Origin of the sequence: Pseudomonas sp. USTB-Z, assembly GCF_019691255.1 — a bacterium.
Classification (GTDB): domain Bacteria; phylum Pseudomonadota; class Gammaproteobacteria; order Pseudomonadales; family Pseudomonadaceae; genus Aquipseudomonas; species Aquipseudomonas alloputida.
The window spans coordinates 25,313-43,503 of sequence record NZ_JAECZP010000013.1 but is presented as its reverse complement, the minus strand read 5'-3'; the positions used below and the strand labels follow the sequence as shown (position 1 = coordinate 43,503).

Below are 18,191 nucleotides of genomic sequence, written 5' to 3'. Positions count from 1 at the left end.
CAGGGGCTTGGTGTCAGAAAAAAGTGGCACAGTGCCTCTATTGGTGTGGCTGGCACTGGCCTCTTCGCGGGCTTGCCCGCTCCCACAGGTTTACCTCCAGACTTGAGGTATGTGAAATGCCTGGGGAAGCGGGCGAGCCTGTTAAGAAGCCGGCACAGTGAGTGCGAATCTCAGGGCTCTACACGAACGACGCAATTACGCCCCGCATGCTTGGCCCGGTACAGCGCCTCGTCCGCTGCACTGGCCATGGTCAGTGCATCCAGCCCCTCATCCAGTTGCACCACCCCTGCACTGAAGGTGCACTGCAAATCCCGCGGCTGCGCCGGGTAGAGAATGTCGGCAAAGCGCCGGCGAATTTCGTCCAGCACCTTGTGTGCGGCGTCCAGCGCGGTATTGGGCATGACGATGGCAAACTCTTCGCCACCGTAGCGGCCAATAAAGTCGGTCTTGCGCAAGCGCTGCTTGAGGAATAGGGCAAGGCTCTTGATCACGCGGTCGCCCATGGGGTGGCCGTGGCGATCGTTGATCTTCTTGAAGTGGTCGATGTCGAGCATGGCAAAGCTCAACGGCTGCTGCTCACGGCGGGCGCGGAAGCTGCAGTCTTCCAGCAGCTGCAGGATATGGGTGTGGTTGTACAGCCCGGTCAGGCTGTCGCGGACCATGCGTGCCTTCAAATGGCGGGCGCGGGCGGCGCGGTTGCGCACGGTAGTGATCAGGTGGCGTGAGCGAAACGGCTTGGTCAAAAAGTCATCACCGCCTTCGCTCATGGCATCCAGTTGCTTGTCCAGGTCGTCCTCGGCAGACAGGTAGATGATCGGCACGCTCACATAACGGTCACTGTGGCGGATTACCTTGGCCAGCTCCGGGCCGGTGCAGGCCGGCATGTACAGGTCGAGGATGATCAGGTCGGGCTGGAAGTCGGCAAGCTCGGCCATGGTGCGGATCGGGTCGGTCAGGCTGCGGGTGAGCATGCCGGCGCCGGCCAGTACACGCTCGGTGTACAGGGCCTGGGTGCGCGAATCGTCGATGATCAGCACGCGCAGCGGGTCGTGCGGGGTGGCGTTGGTCAGCAGTTCGACCTTTTCCAGCAAGCTGGAAGCTTCCAGGCTGCCGGTGAGAAAGTCCTGGCCACCGGCGCGTACCGCAGCCAGACGGGTCGGGGTGTCGGCTTCGTGATGGCTGAAGAACAGCAACGGAATGGCGCGTGCCAGGCCCTGCTGCACCCGAGCAGCCAGCAGCAAGCCCAGGCCGGCGCCGGTGAAGTCGACATCCATGATGATGGCCGAAGGCGGGTACTCGCTGATCGAGGCGAGAAACGCTGCGGCGCTGGGCAACGCTTGCACCACCAGACCAAAGAATTCCAGTTGCTGGGCCAGGCGCTGGGCGCGCTCGTGGTCCTGCAGCAGGATGTACACCGGTTTGCGCACGGGCAGCAGCAGCGGGTCGAGCGGGTCGTCCTTGCGCAGGCCGTTACGCGTCAACTGTTGGACGGGGCACTGCGGGCTCGGCTCGACTGCTTGGCTCATGTCCTGGCTACTTATAGGTTGGGATGTGCAGGGGCAATGATGGCTCTATGCTAGCAGCTCTTTTCACGTGCGTGAGTGCCCTGCGTCAACAAAGCGGGCAGAACGAATATTCAGTTGCTGACTGAATGGTCGCTTATGCGTACGGTGGTGTCTGCTTTATAGTGCAGCCATTCGGGCTTCCCGTGGCACGCTAGCGCAGGCCTGTGGTCAAAGCCCCTGAACCGTCGTGACTGATTAAGGACAAAGCCATGCTGGACTGGAAAAACCGCGAGGCCAAAGCCGAGCCCCGTGAGCGTGTCGACGGGCGCGGCGCTGCCGCCCGTAGCTACCTTGGCGGCCTTTGGAGCCGTGCCCTGGGGACCCTGATCGGGTTGTACCTGCTGGTGTGTATCGGCCTGGGCTGGTACTGGAGCCAGGAGCCTGCTCTGTTCCCGGTGCAGCAAAACGCCCAGGCCGCAGCCGAACGTACTGGCCAGCAGATGGTGGTGGGCTATACCACCGTCGAAACCCTCAAGACCGTGGCCGGCACCTTGCTGAACAAGCCGGGCGGCTACATTTCCAACGACCGCTTCCCGCCAGGGCTGTGGATGGACAACATGCCAAGCTGGGAATATGGCGTGCTGGTCCAGGTCCGCGACCTGTCCCGTGCCCTGCGTAAAGACTTCGCCCGTTCGCAGTCGCAGTCCACCGAAGACGCCGACCTGGCCAAGGCCGAGCCGCGCTTCAACTTCGACAACAAGAGCTGGATCCTGCCATCGAGCGAGTCGGAGTTCGAAGAGGGCATCAAGTCGCTGACCCGCTACCAGACCCGTCTGGCTGCCGGCGACAAGGGCGCTATCTTCTATACCCGCGCCGACAACCTGAACAACTGGCTGGGTGACGTGGCCACCCGTCTGGGCTCGCTGTCGCAGCGCCTGTCGGCCAGCGTTGGCCGGGTCAAGCTCAACACCACGCTGAAGACCGAGTCGGTCGTTGCCGGCCAGGCGCCGCAGGTGGATGAGGAGCTGGTGGAAACCCCATGGCTGCAGATCGACAACGTGTTCTATGAAGCCCGTGGCCAAGCCTGGGCGCTGTCGCATCTGCTGCGTGCTATCGAGGTGGACTTCGCCGACGTGCTGGCGAAGAAGAATGCCACCGTCAGCGTGCGTCAGATCATCCGTGAGCTGGAGGCCTCGCAAGAGCCGCTGTGGAGCCCGATGGTGCTCAACGGCAGTGGCTTCGGCATGTGGGCCAACCACTCGTTGGTCATGGCCAACTACATTTCCCGGGCCAACGCTGCGGTTATCGATCTGCGTCAGCTGCTGTCGCAGGGTTGATGATGGCTATCAGCCCAACCGAGGCCGCCCATCGGGCGGCTTCCGACCGCGAGCTGGTCACCTGGGTGGACGAAACCGACCAGGTACTGGGCGCCTTGCCCCGTGCCGAGCTGCGCGAGCGTGGCCTGATCGGTCGCTGCACGTTCATTCTGCTGTTCAACAGTGCCGGTGAATTGTGTGTACACCGGCGTACCCTGAGCAAGGCGCTGTACCCCGGGTATTGGGATGTGGCGGCGGGCGGCATGGTCACGGCCGGGGAAGCGTATGCCGAGTCGGCCGCGCGCGAGCTGGCCGAAGAGCTGGGCATCGAGGGCGCCGAGCTACGCTTTCACGAGCGGTTCTACTTCGACCAGCCGGATAACCGCTTGTGGTGTGCGGTGTATTCGGCGGTGTCGGATGCGCCGTTGCGGTTGCAGCCGGAAGAGGTTATTGAAGCGCGCTTCATCGGTCTGGAACAGGCTGAGCAGGAAAGCCTGAGCAAGCCTTATTGCCCGGACTCGTTGGCGGCGTTGCAGCGCTATAAGGCCACTTTGTAGGCTCGGGTTTGCCCGCGAAATACCGGCCCAGACACCCGTTTCGCAGGGCAAGGGCTTTGCCCTTGTTCGCGGGTAAACCCGCTCCTACACAACCGGCGTATTTATCGTTACACTGCGCGCCCTTTTCGGGCTGCCGCAATTCTTGCAGCAGTAGCGCCGCCCCTGCCAGAGTGGGGCTTCGCGGTCGGCCTCAACCCCAAGGCACGACCAGTTTTTGTCCTCAGCACCGAGGAACAAAAGTGGCCAAGAAAGCTTCTTCTTTTTCCGCCCTTGGCGGTCTCGTGTACTCCACCGACGCCGGTCGGCACTGCCCCGACTGTGGCCAGCCGGTGGACGCCTGCACCTGCAAGCAGCAAATCATCCCCGAAGGCGACGGCATTGCCCGCGTGCGCCGCGAAAGCAAAGGCCGTGGCGGCAAGACCGTGACCACTGTCACCGGCGTGCCGCTGCCGCCCGACCAGCTCAAGGAGCTGGCGACCACGCTCAAGCGCCGCTGCGGTACCGGCGGCGCCCTGAAGGACGGGGTTATCGAGATCCAGGGCGACCATGTCGAGCTGTTGATCGGCGAGCTGACCAAACAGGGTTTCAAGGCGAAAAAGTCCGGCGGCTGAGGCCATCGCACGATTTTTTGCCCAGCGCTTTCTAAACTCGTTCCCGTGGTCAGAGTCTATGCCTGAGCACGGATGAATCGTCATTTTCAGCTTTTACACTCGCCCCGCTGCCTGCGGGCAGTGTCTTCGACTTATTTATAGGGGACTTGAATGTCCGTACGACGCACACGCAAAGACGATGGTAGCCAATGGACCGTGGCTGACAGCCGCAGTGTTTATGGCATCCGCCATTGGGGCGCTGGCTATTTCGCCATCAATGAAGCCGGGCGCGTCGAAGTACGCCCCAACGGCCCTCAAAGTGCTCCGATCGACCTGTTCGAACAGGTCGACGAACTGCGCCAGAGCGGCTTGTCGCTGCCCTTGCTGGTGCGCTTCCCTGACATTCTGCAGGACCGTGTGCGCCAGCTGACCGGTGCCTTCGACGCCAACATCGCGCGCCTGGAATACCAGAGCCAGTACACCGCGCTGTACCCGATCAAGGTCAACCAGCAGGAAGCGGTGGTGGAAAACATCATCGCCACGCAAAACGTTTCCATCGGCCTGGAAGCCGGCTCCAAACCTGAGTTGCTGGCAGTGCTGGCGCTGGCGCCGAAGGGCGGCACCATCGTCTGCAACGGCTACAAGGACCGTGAGTTCATTCGCCTGGCGCTGATGGGGCAGAAGCTTGGCCACAATGTGTTCATCGTCATCGAGAAAGAGTCGGAAGTGGCCCTGGTGATCGAAGAGGCCGCCGAGCTCAAGGTGAAACCACAGGTTGGCCTGCGCGTTCGCCTGTCGTCGCTGGCCTCGAGCAAGTGGGCCGACACCGGTGGCGAGAAGTCCAAGTTTGGTTTGTCCGCCGCCCAGTTGCTTTCGGTGGTGCAGCGCTTCCGCGATGCGGGCCTGGATCAGGGCATCCGCCTGCTGCACTTCCACATGGGTTCGCAGATCGCCAACCTGGCTGACTACCAGCACGGTTTCAAGGAAGCCATCCGTTATTACGGCGAACTGCGTGCGCTGGGCCTGCCGGTCGACCACATCGACGTGGGTGGCGGCCTGGGTGTGGACTACGACGGCACTCACTCGCGCAATGCCAGCTCGATCAACTACGACATGGACGACTACGCCGGCGTGGTGGTGGGCATGCTCAAGGAGTTCTGCGACGCACAGGGCCTGCCGCACCCGCACATCTTCTCGGAGAGTGGCCGTTCGCTGACCGCGCACCACGCCATGCTGGTGATCCAGGTGACCGACGTCGAGAAACACAATGACGACGTACCGACCATCGATAACAAGGAAGCCCTGCCCGAGACCGTGCAGTGGCTGGTCGACCTGCTTGGCCCGACCGACATCGAGATGGTCACCGAGACCTACTGGCGCGCCACCCACTACATGGGTGATGTGGCCGCGCAGTACGCTGATGGCAAGATCAGCCTGGGCGAGAAAGCCTTGGCCGAGCAGTGCTATTTCGCCGTGTGCCGCCGTCTGCACAACTCGCTGAAAGCCCGCCAGCGCTCGCACCGCCAGGTGCTGGACGAGCTGAACGACAAGCTGGCCGACAAGTACATCTGCAACTTCTCGGTGTTCCAGAGCCTGCCAGACACCTGGGCCATCGGCCAGGTCCTGCCGATCATCCCGCTGCACCGCCTGGACGAAGAGCCGATGCGGCGTGCGGTATTGCAGGACCTGACTTGCGATTCCGACGGCAAGATCAACCAGTACGTTGACGAGCAGAGCATCGAAACCAGCATGCCGGTGCATGCGGTGAAGGAGGGCGAGGATTACCTGCTGGGCGTGTTCCTAGTGGGCGCCTACCAGGAAATCCTGGGTGACATGCACAACCTGTTCGGTGACACCGACTCGGTGAACATCTACCAGAATGCCGACGGCAGCGTGTACCACGCGGGTATCGAGACCCACGACACCATCGAAGACATGCTGCGCTACGTGCACCTGTCGCCGGAAGAGTTGATGACGCATTACCGCGACAAGGTCGCCAGCGCCAAGATCACTGCGCGTGAGCGGACCCAGTATCTGGATGCCTTGCGCCTGGGGTTGACCCGGTCTTCGTACCTGTCCTCCTGAAATGCAAAGGGGCCGTTGCGCGGCCCCTTTGACTATCACTCTCGGTGAGCCGTCGCGGTGAGTTCGATTGTAATGGGCAATACTGCGCCACCCTCTTCGAGAAGAGTGGTACTCGAATAGCTGTAGACCTGCTCCTCAGTCCGCGCCGTTATTTTCAGGCCCTCCACGTGCAGCACGGCGCCTGATTGGCGAGTGACCAGGAAAGGCGTCAGCCTTTCAAGGCCCTTCAAGACCCGATCATCGTGCTGTTGTTTTTCAGCCACAAAGTACAAGTAGGTCAGCGGCACTGTCGCCCCACCAGCATCGCTGAGCACCTCATAAATGGCACTCTGCTTGCCAATTGGAGTTTCAGAAACAATCTTGGTCAACACAGGCCTTGCATCTCTGGAGAAGATCCATAGGGTTTGACCGAGGATAAGCAGAAGCAGGCAAGCAATCAGCCATCTAATACCCGTATGACTTGGCATATTCGATCCCTTTTTTGATCCATTCCTGATCCTCGGGGTCGTCGCCATAAGGGGAGCTGCCCCACCATGATCCAAATGCTGAATTACTGGTCCCCGCGCGGCTCTGTGCCCATCCCGCCCCCCTCAACAGGAATTCCTCCGAAAGGCCAGCAGCAGTTCCAGTTGCACCATAATTGAAATTACCTAAAGCCTCATATTGCCTTCCCTGTTGCTTGTAATCCCACTCGCCTCGATTACGAACCTTCGAATAGAACCACGACACTAGAAAAGCACTGCCGCCATTTTTAAAGTAGTTACGCTCTTTGCTTGCAGCGTGCATGTTGCTAAGTACTGAGACACCTGATGGCGCGGGTGGAGGGTACATGATGGCTCCTTGCTCATAGGCCGTTGGTGTGAGCCCCCTCCATGGGTTCTGCCTTTATCGGCCTGAGGCTTGGAAGCAGTCAATCGAGCATATTTTTCATATTGTGTTTCCGGGCCCTGTGACCCACTTGCCCTCCAGTTTCAGTTTCCATCCAACCCACCCCAACGTCACCGCCCGCAACCCCATGAACCCAAGAAACGCCATCCACAACCCATGGTTGCCCAACCCGCTCATGGCCAGTGCCACCGGCAGCGCAATCAACACCGAAACCAGCATTGCATTACGCATTTCCCGCGCCCGGGTCGCGCCGATGAACAACCCATCCAGCAAGTAACTCCACACCGCGATCAGCGGCAGCAACGCCAGGTAGGGCAAATACGGATAAGCCGCCGCCCGCACACTGTCGATGTCGGTCTGCAAGTCGATGAACAGGTGCCCACCCAGCAGGAATAGCCCGGCAAACCCCACGCTGGTGATCAGTGACCAACCACAAGCGACCACCAGCGAGCGGCGCAAAGTGTCGCGGTCACGGGCACCAATGGCATGGCCGCACAAGGCCTCCACCGCATGGGCCAGCCCATCCAGCGCATAGGCCGTCAGTAGCAGGCCATTGAGCAACAGGGCGTTGGCCGCCACGGTCGCTTCGCCCAGGCGTGCGCCTTGCACGGTAATCAGCAGGAACACCAGTTGCAGCGCCAGGCTACGCAGGAAGATGTCGCGGTTCACCGCCAGCAGTGGCCTCCAGGCCTGCCAGCGCTTGAGCGCTGCCCACACGATCTGCCCCGGGTAAGCCCGCAGGGCCGGGCGGGTCAGGGCCAAACCGAGCAGGGCGGCAGTCCATTCGGCAATTACCGACGCCCGCGCCGAGCCCAGTACACCCCAGTCCAGGCCCAGCACGAACCACAGGTTCAAGGCGATGTTCAGCAGGTTGGTGGTCAGCAGGATGGCCAGTGGCGCCCTGGCGTTCTGGGTGCCGAGGAACCAGCCGACCAGCGCGTAACTGGCCAGCGCCGCAGGCAGGCCAAGCAGGCGGGTATGGAAGAAGTCTTCGGTGGATTGCTGCAGGGCTGCGCTGGGTTGCATCGCATGGAGTGCCAGCTGGCTGAAGGGCAGGGCCAGCAGGCCGATCAACAGGGCGAAGCCGACCGCCAGCAGCAGCCCTTGCACCAGTACCTGGCGTAGCGCTGCACCGTCGCCACGGCCGGCGGCCTGAGCAGCGAAGCCGGTGGAACCCATGCGCAGGAAGCCCATCAGGCCGACCATGAAGGTGAACAAGGTGGCGCCCACGGCCACGGCGCCCAGTTGGTGGGCGTGCGGGAGATGACCGATGACCGTGCTGTCGACCAGCGCCACCAGCGGTACCGAGATGTTGGACAGGATCATCGGCGCGGCCAGCGCCCAGACCTTGCGGTGGGTGGGGCGGTGGCGCCAGTCGGCAGCGAGTTGGGGCATGTGCATTCCATGAGATTTTGGGGCCGCTGTGTGCCCCTTCGCGAGCTTGCTCGCTCCCACAGGAAAGTGTTGCTCTTGCGGCCGGCGCCAAACCTGTGGGAGCGGGCAAGCCCGCGAAGGGACGCCATGCGGCCCCTTTAACGAATGGCCACAGTGTAACGACCAGGCAACCATTTAGCGCGACCATTGTCTGACCTGGCGCGCAACGCCGGGTGCTGCACCTGACGTTGCGCTATAGTTGCTGCCCTCACGTACACGCTGCCCAAGAGTTCCTATCTCATGTTCAACAAAGGATTGTTGCTGGCCTGCGCGCTGGCGTTGCTCAGTGCCTGTGACTCTTCCACGCCGGGCAAACCGGCGCCGGTCGAGAAAACCGTGGCGCCCGCGCCCGCCGAAACCCCCGCCCCCAAGCGTGAGGACCCGGCCGTGCTCGCCAAGCGCTACGAGGGCCGCGAACTCACGGTGCTGGACGTATCGGAAGTGCAGCTCGATGGCGCGGCAACGCTGTCGATCAGCTTCTCAGCACCGCTGGATGCCAAGCAGGACTTCGCTACCAAGGTGCACCTGGTCGACACCGTCAAGGGTAAGCTAGATGGCGCCTGGGAACTCTCCGACAACCAGATGGAGCTGCGCCTGCGCCACCTGGAGCCGCAGCGCAAGCTGGTGCTGACCGTCGACAAGGGGCTGCTGGCAGTCAACGGCAAGCAGCTGGACAGCGAGTCGATCACCCGCCTGGAAACCCGCGACATGCAGCCGACCATCGGCTTTGCCAGCCGCGGCTCGCTGCTGCCTACCCGCCTGGCCGAAGGCCTGCCGGTGATTGCCCTGAACGTCGACAAAGTGGATGTCGAGTTCTTCCGCGTCAAGCCAGACATGCTCTCGACCTTCCTGGCCAACTGGGGACGCAACAGCAGCCTGTACTACTACCAGTCCAAGGAAACCCTGGACATGGCCGAGCTGGTCTACAGCGGCCGCTTCGATCTAAACCCGGCGCGCAACACGCGCGAGACCGTGTTGCTGCCGATTGCCGGCATCAAGCCGTTGCAGGCGCCAGGGGTGTACCTGGCAGTGATGCGCGCCTCGGGTACCTACGATTATTCTCAGCCGGCAACCCTGTTCACCCTCAGCGACATCGGCGTGTCGGCCCACCGCTACCGCGACCGTATCGACGTGTTTGCGCAAGCCCTGGAAGGCGGCAAGGCGCTGAGCGGCGTCAACCTGGAAATCCATGACGAAAAGGGCAAGCTGCTGGCCCAGGCCACCACCGATGGCAAGGGGCATGCCCAACTGCCAATCACGCCAAAGGCCGATACCCTCATTGCCACCCAGGGCGTGCATACCACGCTGCTGCGCCTGAACACCGCAGCCCTGGACCTGGCCGAATTCGACATCACCGGGCCTCAGGCCAACCCGCTGCAGTTCTTCATCTTCGGCCCGCGTGACCTGTACCGCCCGGGTGAGACGGTGCTGCTCAACGGCCTGCTGCGCGACCAGGACGGCAAGCCGGTCAAAGCCCAGCCGGTGAGCGTGGAAGTGCGTCGCCCGGATGAACAGGTGAGCCGCAAGTTCGTCTGGGAAGCCGACAGCAATGGCTTGTACCAATACCAGTTGCAACTGGCCACCGAGGCCCCGACCGGCCGTTGGCAACTGCTGCTCGACCTGGGTGGCGGGCGCAAGCAGGTCTATGAATTCCTCGTTGAAGACTTCCTGCCCGAGCGCCTGGCGCTGGAGCTCAAGGGCAGCAGCACACCGCTTTCGCCGGATGAAGATGCGCGTATCCAGGTCAATGGCCGTTACCTCTATGGTGCGCCGGCCGCCGGCAACCGCCTGAGCGGTCAGGCCTATGTACGCCCGCTGCGCGAGGCAGTACCGGCGTTGCCTGGCTACCAGTTCGGCTCGGTCACCGAAACCGATCTGAACCAGGACCTGGAACTGGACGAAGTCACCCTTGACCAGGCCGGCAAGGCGGTGGTCGATATCGAAAGCCGTTGGGCCGAAGCCCGCTCTCCGCTGCAACTGACCGTGCAGGCCAGCCTGCAGGAGTCGGGTGGCCGGCCGATCACCCGGCGCCTGGAGCAGCCTATCTGGCCGGCTGAGCGCCTGCCGGGCCTGCGAGGCCTGTTCGAAGGTGAGGAGACCGATAGCGACGGGCCCGTGGAATTCGAATTCCTGGTGGCCGACCGCGACGGTAACAAACTGGCGGCCGACGCGCTTAAGGTGCGCCTTGTTCGCGAACGCCGCGATTACTACTGGAATTACTCGCAAAGCGACGGCTGGAGCTACGCCTACAACGAGAAGTTCCTGACCCAAAACGAAGAGACGATCAGCGTCAAGGCAGGTTCCACCGCCAAACTCAGCTTCCAGGTTGAGTGGGGCCCGTACCGCGTCGAGGTCGAAGACCCGCAGACCGGTCTGGTGTCCAGTGAGCGCTTCTGGGCCGGCTACCGTGCCCAGGACAACGCTGAGGGCGGCGCGGTGCGGCCGGACCAGGTCAAGCTGGCGCTGGACAAACCCTCCTACACCGATGGCGCTACCGCCAAGGTCACCGTCACCCCGCCCGCTGCGGGCAGCGGCTACCTGATGATCGAGTCCAGCGATGGCCCGCTGTGGTGGCAGGAGATCGATGTGCCCGCCGAGGGCAAGACCTTTGACGTGCAACTGGACAAGGCCTGGGCCCGTCACGACCTGTACATCAGCGCGCTGGTTATCCGCCCTGGTGAGCGCAAGGCCAATGCCACGCCCAAGCGCGCCGTGGGCGTGCTGCACCTGCCGCTGGACCGCGCCGAGCGCAAGCTTGCGCTGAGCCTGCAGGCGCCGGAAAAAATGCGCCCGAAACAGCCTTTGACAGTGAAGGTAAAGGCCGCCAACGCCGATGGCAGTGTGCCCAAGCAGGTGCATGTGTTGTTGTCGGCGGTGGACGTGGGCATCCTCAACATCACCGATTTCAAAACCCCCGACCCGTTCGCCAGCCTGTTCGGGCGCAAGGCCTATGGTGCCGATCAACTGGACATCTACGGCCAGTTGATAGAGGCCGGCCAAGGCCGCCTGGCCAGCCTGGCGTTCGGTGGTGACGCAGCGATGGCCAAGGGGGGCAAGCGACCCAACACTACGGTAACCATCGTCGCCCAGCAGAGCCTGCCGGTGACGCTGGACGACAAGGGTGAGGGCCAGGCCACGGTCGACATCCCCGACTTCAACGGCGAATTGCGGCTGATGGCGCAGGCCTGGACCGAAGAGCACTTCGGCATGGCCGAAGGCAAGACCGTGGTCGCCGCGCCGTTGATTGCCGAGCTTTCGGCCCCGCGCTTCCTGGCCGGTGGCGACCGTACTAGCCTGGCACTGGACCTGGCCAACCTGTCCGGCCGCGCCCAACAACTGAGCGTTGAAATCACCACGGATGGGCAACTGAGCCTGGCGGCCAATGCCGTGCAGAGCGTTAACCTGGCCGAAGGGCAGCGCTCGACGCTGATGATTCCGGTGCAGGCCCAGGGGGGGCTGGGGCAGGGCAAGGTGCATGTCCGGGTGACGGGCCTGCAACTGCCGAACGAGCCGGTCAATGCGTTCGAACGTGAGTGGACGCTGGGCGTGCGCCCGGCCTACCCGGCAATGCTCAAGCACTACCGTGTGGCCTTGAAGGACCAGCCGTGGACTCTGCCCGAAGCAGACCTGGCCGCCTTCGAACCCGCTGGCCTGGAAGCCAGCCTGGCCTTGTCGAGCCGGCCGCCGCTGAACCTTGCCGAGCAGATCCGCGCGCTGCAAGCCTACCCCTACGGCTGCCTCGAACAGACCACCAGCGGCCTGTACCCTTCGCTGTACGCCGATGCCGACAGCCTCAAGCGCCTTGGCATCAAGGGCGAGCCGGCGGATGTGCGCAAACGCAAGATCGAAATGGGCGTCGAGCACCTGCTGGGGATGCAGCGCTACAACGGCAGCTTTGGCCTGTGGAGTTCGGACAGCGAGGAAGAGTACTGGCTGACCGCCTATGTGACTGACTTCCTGCTGCGTGCCCGTGACCAAGGGTATGGCGTACCCGCCGAGGCATTGAAGAAGGCCAGTGAGCGCCTGCTGCGTTACCTGCAGGAACGCAACCTGATCGAAGTCGACTACAGCGAGAATGCCGACCACACGCGCTTTGCGGTGCAGGCCTACGCGGCGCTGGTGCTGTCGCGCAGCCAGCAGGCGCCGTTGGGTGCCCTGCGCGGGCTGTTCGAACGTCGCGCCGATGCCCGCTCCGGTCTGCCGCTGGTACAACTGGCAGTGGCGCTGGACAAAATGGGCGACAAACCGCGTGCCGAGCAAGCCTTGCAGGCGGGCCTGGGCATCAGCCGTGGCAAAGGCTGGCTGGCCGATTATGGCAGCGCCCTGCGTGACCAGGCACTGATCCTGGCGCTGCTGCAGGAAAGCAACCTGGCCAGCAGCCAGGTCGATCAGCGCCTGTTCGCCTTGTCCGATGAACTGGCGGCCAACCGTTGGCTGTCGACCCAAGAGCGCAATGCACTGTTCCTCGCTGGCCGTGGCCTGCTGGGCAAGCCGGAAGGCCAGTGGCAGGCACGCCTGGACAGCGCGGGTGAAGTGCGCGAGTTGAACAATGCCGAGGCCGGTATGAAGCTGGAAGGCCCGTTACTGGCCTCGCCTCTGAGCGTGCAGAATGAAGGCAACGAGACGCTGTACCAGCAACTGACCTTGTCCGGCTACCCACGACAGGCACCTGCTGCTGGCGGCAACGGCCTGCAGATTCACAGAGAGTACCTGGGCATGAATGGCCAGCCGCTGGACCTGCACAACCTGCGCAGTGGCGACCTTGTGCTGGTGCACCTGGCGCTCAAAGCTGAGGACCGCGTGCCGGATGCGTTGGTGGTGGACCTGCTGCCGGCCGGCCTGGAGCTGGAAAACCAGAACCTGGCTCAAAGCGCCGCCAGCCTGGACAACGCCAGCAGTGCAGTGAAGGCGTGGCGCGAGTCGATGCAGAATGCCAGCGTGGTGCATCAGGAGTACCGTGATGACCGTTATGTTGCCGCGCTCAAGCTTGACGGCTATGGCACCACCCACCTGCTGTACCTGGCGCGAGCAGTGACCCCGGGCACCTACCGCGTGCCGCCGCCGCAGGTCGAGTCGATGTATCGGCCGAACCTGCAGGCCGTGGGCGATGGGCAAGGGGAGATGACGGTGAAGGCCCGCTAGAGGCCCGCTCTACGCGGACAATGTGGGAGCGGCCTTGCGTCGCGATAGGGCCGCAAAGCGGCCCCGACAATTCAAGCGGCGAAGCTGAAAGCCTGGGGCTGCTGTGCAGCCCTGTCGCGACGCAAGGCCGCTCCCACAAAGACCGCGCAGATCAGTGGATCACCCAGCTCATCACCCACAGCCCCAGCACCAGCCAGATGATTCCGAGGATAATCGAGGCGCGCATGAATGCGCGGATTGCCGAGTACAGCAGCATCAGGCCGATGATCAGGGCCAGGATGCTCAGCAGCGACGTGTCCATGCCCAAGGTGCGCGACAGGCCATCGATGAAGTTGCCACCGGCATTGGCCAGCAGGTTGAACAACCCGCTCAATGCGTCGACGATGAAGCGGATCAACGACCCCAGTGCCTGGCCCAGCCACTCGAAAAAACCTTCTACATGCATAGTTGCTTCCTGATGAAAAAATCGGCGAGGTTGTCGTCCCAAAGCCTTTGGCCATTACCTGGCCAGGTCGGTTCCCGATGCCAAGCTTAGCGCGACCACGGTGCCGTGCGGGCAGGTTGTTGCGTGCCACGCTGATCAGTCTGCTGGTGCTCGGCAGCCTGTTCTGGCTGGCTGATCGTATCTGGCCGCTGCCGCTGCCGGGTGATGACCTGGCCCGGGTAGTGCTGGCCGAAGACGGCACGCCCTTGTGGCGCTTTGCCGATGCTGATGGCGTGTGGCGCTACCCCGTCAGCCCTGAAGAGGTTTCGCCGCTTTACCTGCAGGCTTTGCTGACTTATGAGGACCGTTGGTTCTACAACCACCCAGGGGTCAACCCCCTGGCATTGGTCCGCGCGGCCTGGCTGAACCTGCGCGGCGGGCGTGTTGTGTCGGGCGGCAGCACATTGTCGATGCAGGTGGCACGCCTGCTCGACCCGCACGACCGTACCCTGGTCGGCAAACTGCGCCAGCTATGGCGCACCTTGCAGCTGGAATGGCACTTGTCCAAGCGCGACATCCTGCAGATCTACCTGAACCGCGCACCTTTCGGCGGCACGCTTCAGGGCGTGGCGGCAGCCAGCTGGGCGTACCTGGGCAAGTCGCCCCTGCACCTGACACCTGCCGAAGCGGCACTGCTGGCCGTGTTGCCCCAGGCACCCAGCCGGCTGCGCCCGGACCGCCACCCCGAGCGTGCCCAGCGTGCCCGGGACAAGGTGCTGCAGCGCCTGGCTGAGTACCAGGTATGGCCGGCCCGGCAAATTCGCGAGGCGGCCGAGGAGCCGCTGGTGTTGGCGCCACGCCAGGAGCCGGCCCTGGCGCCATTGTTGGCCCGGCGCCTGAACAGCGCTGACAGCCCGCCGCTGATCCGTACCACGCTTGACGCTGCGCTTCAGCGGCGCCTCGAAGACTTGCTGCTGGGCTGGCGCGCACGGCTGCCGGAGCGTACCTCGGCCGCCATTCTGGTGGTCGAAGCGCAGAGCATGGCGGTGCGCGCGTACCTGGGCTCGATAGATTTGTCTGATGAGCGCCGCTTTGGCCATGTCGACATGGTGCGCTCGTTACGTTCGCCCGGCTCCACCCTCAAGCCGTTTCTTTACGGCATGGCACTGGACGATGGCCTGATCCATTCCGAATCGCTGTTGCAGGATGTTCCACGACGCTATGGCGACTATCGCCCTGGCAACTTCTCCATGGGTTTCAGCGGGCCGGTGTCGGCCAGCTCGGCGCTGGCCCTGTCGCTCAACCTGCCCGCCGTGCAATTGCTGGAGGCCTACGGCCCGAAACGCTTTGCCGCACAACTGCGCATGGCGGGCATGCCGTTGATACTGCCACCCCTTGCCGAGCCCAACCTGTCGTTGATCCTGGGCGGTGCCGGCAGCCGGCTGGAGGACCTGGTCGGCGGCTACGCGGCGCTGGCGCGGGGTGGCAACAGTGCGCAGGTGCGCTTGCAGCCACAGGCCCCCTTGGTGGAGCACCGGTTGCTGTCACCGGGGGCGGCGTGGATCATCCGGCGTATCCTCAGTGGCCAGGCGCGCCCGGACCGCGACCCGCACGCCGAACTGGTGCAGCGCCCGCTACTGGCATGGAAAACCGGCACCAGCTACGGCTTTCGCGATGCCTGGTCGATTGGCGTGGGGCCGCGTTACCTGATCGGCGTATGGATTGGCCGCCCCGACGGTACACCGGTGCCTGGGCAGTTCGGCCTGGCGTCGGCGGCGCCGCTGATGTTGCAGGTGCACGATCTGTTGAGCAATCGCGACAGCCAACGCGGCATCAGCGTCCCGGTAGCGCCGGTACCTGCGAATATCGGCGTTGCGGCGATCTGTTGGCCGCTGGGCCAGCCGATGAGCAAGCAGGACACCAACTGTCGGCGTCAGCGCTTTGCATGGACCCTGGACGGCACCACGCCACCCACCTTGCAGGCAGCCGACCAGCCGCTGGGCCTGGGCTTGCGCGAAAAAGTGTGGGTCAACGAGCAGGGCTTGCGGGTCGATGGTAGCTGCCCGGGCGCCAAGGCGCGTGACATCGCCCTGTGGCCGGCACCGCTGGAGCCTTGGCTCCCCCGTGTCGAGCGGCGCATGGCACGTTTGCCGGCCATCGACCCGGCCTGCCCGCCGCAGGCGCCGGCCAGTGCACCACCGCTGTCGATTGTCGGCGTGCGCCCAGGCGACAATCTGCGCCGCCCGGCCACCAGCACTGAGCCGTTGCAATTGCAGGTCTCTGCCTTGGGGGGTGGTGGACGGCGCTGGTGGTTCCTCAACGGCCAGCCGTTGGGTGAAACCCAGGGGCAGGACAGCCTGTTGCTGCGTTTGCCACAGGTGGGGCAGGCCGAACTCAGCGCGCTGGACGAAAGCGGTCAGACGGCGCGGGTGGCGTTCCAGGTCAGTGAGTAGGTGTTCGACGACAGCCGGGCCAGCACCTACGCTTGCAAGTGACGGGTGTGACCGGCTGGTGCCCCGCAACCCATGGGAACATGGAGTGCCCTATGCGTCCTCTGGTCGTGCCCCTGATGTTGCTGCTTTGGGCACTTGCTGCCCACGCCGACCCGTTGCCGGGGTTTCTCGACAGCCATGAGTACGAGCGGCGTCTGCCCAGCGCCAACCTGCCGATGACGGACTACTCCCCTGTGAACCCCCGCATACGGCTGGCCGGGGCGGCTATAGACAACCCCGACTGGGCCCCGGCCAACACCCGGCTGGTACTGCATAAAGTGCGCTTCGAGGGCGGCACGGTGTTCCCCCTGGGCGACCTGCGCGAACACTATCAGCCGCTGATCGGGCGCGAAACCACGTTGGGTGAATTGCAGCAATACACCCAGCGCCTGACCCAACGCTACCGGCAGGAGGGCTACTTGCTGTCGTATGCCTACCTGCCTCCTCAGGATGTGGCCGATGGCAGGGTCAACGTGGTGCTGGTCGAAGGTTACGTCCGTGATTACCGCGTGGACGGCGATATTGGGCCGGCCAGCGAGTATTTGCAGCAGCTGCTGGCGCGCATTGAGGCCGAGCGCCCACTGACCCGCGAAACGCTGGAGCGCTATCTGGGCCTGGCTACGCGCATGCCAGGGGTTGTGGTAGAGGCCGAACTGGCAATGGCGCGGGCTGCCGATGGTGTCGCCCAGTTGACCGTGCATGCACGGCGCAAGCCGCTCAGCGCCGCTGTGAGCGTGGCCGACTCCAGCCGTGATGCTGCACAGGCCCTGATCACCGTAGCCAGCAATGCCCAGACCCGCCATGGCGAACGCGTCACGGCCAGCTGGCTGTTGCCCCCTGGCAATGACCGGGTCTACTACCAGCGTCTCGATTACAGCCAGTACCTGGACGCCGCCGGTAGCCAACTGCTGCTGTCGGCGTCGCGCTACCGCAGCGAGCCCGCCACGCGCATACGTTTGGACGATGGCCGCGATATCACCCGCGAGCACGACAGTGAGCGCTATGCGATCGGCCTGCGTCAGCCGGTGCTTGTCAGGCCGAATGAGTGGCTGGCGGTGCAGGGCCACGTGTACTCGGTCAGTGAGCATGATGAAGACCGGATGGCCGAACAGCCACCGTCTCGCAAGTACGACACTTATGTGCGGGCGCTGTCATTCGAAGGTGACTGGCGCAAGGTGGAGCGGGGGCGTTTGCGTATCGTCAGTGCCGGGGTCCATCAGGGGCTGGACTACCTGGGGGCACGCAGCGATGCTGACTATGATCTCGACTTCCTGCGCTTGCGGCTTTCCGGTTTGCAGAGCGACACCCTGTTGGAAAACGGGCAGGGGGTGGTGTCCGGGGCGTTGTACTGGAGTGATGATCGATTGCCCGACAGCGAGCGTGCGGGGTTTGGCGGGCAGCATTTCGGGCGCGGTTACCCGCGCGATCAGGCGGACGGTGACAAGGGCTGGGGTGTGGCTTACGAGGTCAACTACAGCGTGCGCAGTAGCTGGCTTGCGCGGGTTCAGCCCTATGCGGTGGTGGATACCGCTCAGGCCTGGCATAACCGGGGACCGGTGGAGGACGCCCATCTGGCTTCGGTGGCGCTGGGCGTGCGGTTAGGGGGTGGGCATATGTTCAATGTGGCGCTGGAAGTGGCCAAGCCGTTGGCGGATGTGGCGCTGGATAGCCTGGACCGTCGGCCTCGGCTGTCGTTGAACCTGGCGATCCAGTTGTAGCAGGCAACTATGGGCTTGCAGGAGCAGCCTTTCGCAGCGC

12 protein-coding genes are annotated in these 18,191 nt (G+C 63.7%); 7 read left to right on the top strand and 5 right to left on the bottom strand.

Annotation, left to right across the window (positions count from 1 at the left end; all coding sequences use genetic code 11):
- Positions 1-170: 170 nt before the first annotated feature.
- Entirely contained in the window at positions 171-1,526 is a 1,356-nt protein-coding gene (locus I8746_RS16185; protein ID WP_014755203.1) for a diguanylate cyclase, read from the bottom strand.
- A gap of 248 nt (positions 1,527-1,774) precedes the next feature.
- Between I8746_RS16185 and I8746_RS16180 the strand changes: the two genes are divergently transcribed.
- The 4 genes from I8746_RS16180 to speA all read left to right on the top strand — a co-directional run bounded on the left by I8746_RS16180 (position 1,775) and on the right by speA (position 6,053).
- Positions 1,775-2,842: a DUF2333 family protein gene (locus tag I8746_RS16180; RefSeq protein WP_003255321.1), complete on the top strand. Its 1,068-nt coding sequence runs from the start codon at positions 1,775-1,777 to the stop codon at positions 2,840-2,842.
- Positions 2,843-2,844: 2 nt separating this feature from the next.
- Positions 2,845-3,378 (top strand): NUDIX hydrolase, encoded by a 534-nt coding sequence (locus tag I8746_RS16175; protein ID WP_003255319.1) that lies wholly within the window; start codon positions 2,845-2,847, stop codon positions 3,376-3,378.
- A 239-nt stretch (positions 3,379-3,617) separates the two neighbouring features.
- On the top strand, positions 3,618-3,989 hold the full coding sequence (locus I8746_RS16170; RefSeq protein ID WP_003255318.1) for a translation initiation factor Sui1: 372 nt from the start codon (positions 3,618-3,620) through the stop codon (positions 3,987-3,989).
- A gap of 150 nt (positions 3,990-4,139) precedes the next feature.
- Positions 4,140-6,053 carry an arginine decarboxylase gene (gene speA, locus I8746_RS16165; RefSeq protein ID WP_012051088.1) on the top strand — a complete coding sequence of 638 codons (1,914 nt, stop codon included), beginning with the start codon at positions 4,140-4,142 and terminating at the stop codon, positions 6,051-6,053.
- 35 nt (positions 6,054-6,088) lie between these two features.
- Here speA and I8746_RS16160 read toward each other — a convergent pair whose 3' ends face one another.
- The 3 genes from I8746_RS16160 to I8746_RS16150 all read right to left on the bottom strand — a co-directional run bounded on the left by I8746_RS16160 (position 6,089) and on the right by I8746_RS16150 (position 8,336).
- Complete coding sequence (locus I8746_RS16160) at positions 6,089-6,520, bottom strand: hypothetical protein (protein WP_121782809.1); 432 nt, start codon at positions 6,518-6,520, stop codon at positions 6,089-6,091.
- Positions 6,498-6,884: a polymorphic toxin type 44 domain-containing protein gene (locus I8746_RS16155; RefSeq protein ID WP_172402827.1), complete on the bottom strand. Its 387-nt coding sequence runs from the start codon at positions 6,882-6,884 to the stop codon at positions 6,498-6,500. Before I8746_RS16155 ends, I8746_RS16160 begins: the two co-directional genes overlap by 23 nt.
- Positions 6,885-6,980: 96 nt before the next feature.
- A complete protein-coding gene (locus I8746_RS16150; protein WP_221100831.1) occupies positions 6,981-8,336 on the bottom strand; it encodes an MATE family efflux transporter in 1,356 nt (451 codons plus the stop codon).
- A 279-nt stretch (positions 8,337-8,615) separates the two neighbouring features.
- Between I8746_RS16150 and I8746_RS16145 the strand changes: the two genes are divergently transcribed.
- Positions 8,616-13,517: an alpha-2-macroglobulin gene (locus I8746_RS16145; protein WP_221100830.1), complete on the top strand. Its 4,902-nt coding sequence runs from the start codon at positions 8,616-8,618 to the stop codon at positions 13,515-13,517.
- Between the two features lie 151 nt (positions 13,518-13,668).
- Here the strand turns inward: I8746_RS16145 and I8746_RS16140 are convergent, their stop codons facing one another.
- Positions 13,669-13,962 (bottom strand): hypothetical protein, encoded by a 294-nt coding sequence (locus I8746_RS16140; protein WP_004577004.1) that lies wholly within the window; start codon positions 13,960-13,962, stop codon positions 13,669-13,671.
- 77 nt (positions 13,963-14,039) lie between these two features.
- Here I8746_RS16140 and pbpC point away from each other — a divergent pair, with 77 nt between their 5' ends.
- Both pbpC and I8746_RS16130 read left to right on the top strand, forming a co-directional pair.
- Positions 14,040-16,394 (top strand): peptidoglycan glycosyltransferase PbpC, encoded by a 2,355-nt coding sequence (gene pbpC / locus I8746_RS16135; protein ID WP_017148078.1) that lies wholly within the window; start codon positions 14,040-14,042, stop codon positions 16,392-16,394.
- A gap of 92 nt (positions 16,395-16,486) precedes the next feature.
- A complete protein-coding gene (locus I8746_RS16130) occupies positions 16,487-18,151 on the top strand; it encodes a ShlB/FhaC/HecB family hemolysin secretion/activation protein (RefSeq protein WP_221100829.1) in 1,665 nt (554 codons plus the stop codon).
- The last annotated feature ends 40 nt before the right edge of the window (positions 18,152-18,191 follow it).

Coding starts and splice junctions, on each gene's coding strand:
- I8746_RS16185 (WP_014755203.1), bottom strand. CDS start 1,526: ATGAGCCAAGCAGTCGAGCCGAGCCCGCAGTGCCCCGTCCAACAGTTG.
- I8746_RS16180 (WP_003255321.1), top strand. CDS start 1,775: ATGCTGGACTGGAAAAACCGCGAGGCCAAAGCCGAGCCCCGTGAGCGT.
- I8746_RS16175 (WP_003255319.1), top strand. CDS start 2,845: ATGGCTATCAGCCCAACCGAGGCCGCCCATCGGGCGGCTTCCGACCGC.
- speA (WP_012051088.1), top strand. CDS start 4,140: ATGTCCGTACGACGCACACGCAAAGACGATGGTAGCCAATGGACCGTG.
- I8746_RS16160 (WP_121782809.1), bottom strand. CDS start 6,520: ATGCCAAGTCATACGGGTATTAGATGGCTGATTGCTTGCCTGCTTCTG.
- I8746_RS16155 (WP_172402827.1), bottom strand. CDS start 6,884: ATGTACCCTCCACCCGCGCCATCAGGTGTCTCAGTACTTAGCAACATG.
- I8746_RS16150 (WP_221100831.1), bottom strand. CDS start 8,336: ATGCCCCAACTCGCTGCCGACTGGCGCCACCGCCCCACCCACCGCAAG.
- I8746_RS16145 (WP_221100830.1), top strand. CDS start 8,616: ATGTTCAACAAAGGATTGTTGCTGGCCTGCGCGCTGGCGTTGCTCAGT.
- I8746_RS16140 (WP_004577004.1), bottom strand. CDS start 13,962: ATGCATGTAGAAGGTTTTTTCGAGTGGCTGGGCCAGGCACTGGGGTCG.
- pbpC (WP_017148078.1), top strand. CDS start 14,040: ATGCCAAGCTTAGCGCGACCACGGTGCCGTGCGGGCAGGTTGTTGCGT.
- I8746_RS16130 (WP_221100829.1), top strand. CDS start 16,487: ATGCGTCCTCTGGTCGTGCCCCTGATGTTGCTGCTTTGGGCACTTGCT.